Genomic DNA, 339 nt, shown 5'->3' with positions numbered 1-339 from the left:
GACATGAGTAGCGTTAAAGGGGGTGAAAAGCCCCCTCGCCGTAAGCGCAAGGTTTTCTACGCAACGTTCATCGGCGTAGAGTGAGTCGGCCCCTAAGGCGAGGCAGAGATGCGTAGCTGATGGGAAACAGGTCAATATTCCTGTACCGATCAATAGTGCTATGTGGGGACGGAGAAGGTTAGCTCAGCCAACTGTTGGATATGTTGGTTCAAGCCTGTAGTCGTGCCCGGTAGGCAAATCCGCCGGGCTAAGATGAGGGGTGATAACGAGTCTGCTTGCAGACGACGTGCGTGATACCCTGCTTGCAGGAAACGCCACTAAGCTTCTGCTATTGACGAC

The 339-nt window shown here is 53.7% G+C and carries 1 rRNA gene; it reads left to right on the top strand.

The features are described 5' to 3' along the window. Positions 1 to 339, top strand: a 23S ribosomal RNA gene (locus B5P40_RS32525); the annotation flags it as partial.

It is taken from the genome of Bacillus sp. SRB_8 (genome assembly GCF_003264205.1).
Lineage (GTDB): Bacteria > Bacillota > Bacilli > Bacillales > Bacillaceae_G > Bacillus_A > Bacillus_A mycoides.
The sequence above is the reverse complement of the archived record's forward strand: the minus strand, read 5'-3'. Positions and strand labels throughout refer to the sequence as shown.